1 pseudogene is annotated in these 272 nt (G+C 62.5%); it reads left to right on the top strand.

Annotated elements, in window-relative coordinates:
- Window positions 1-44: 44 nt before the first annotated feature.
- Window positions 45-272: pseudogene (locus SB751_RS30535) on the top strand (hypothetical protein); the annotation flags it as partial.

Genomic DNA, 272 nt, shown 5'->3' with positions numbered 1-272 from the left:
CCCCAGAATGTCAAGCACGCTTTACACAACCGGAGATTGCCCTCATGAATCAGAAGCTGGCCCTGCGCCGCTATCTCAAGGAATTCGGCGTCGCGATGGCGCTCTACGCGGCGTTGGTAGCCGTCTCGGCGTATGCCGGCGCACGGCTCGAATCCGGCGCCTTGCGCACCGCGCTGCTAGCCAGTCCCGTGCTGGGCATCTTGCTGATCATCCGTTCCGTGGTGCGGCAGATCCGCCAATCCGACGAGTTCATGCGCAAGACCACCGTCGAA

The organism is Cupriavidus sp. SIMBA_020 (assembly GCF_046535395.1).
GTDB classification, from domain to species: domain Bacteria; phylum Pseudomonadota; class Gammaproteobacteria; order Burkholderiales; family Burkholderiaceae; genus Cupriavidus; species Cupriavidus campinensis.
Note: the sequence above shows the minus strand (reverse complement) of the source record. Positions and strands in the feature narration are given on the sequence as shown.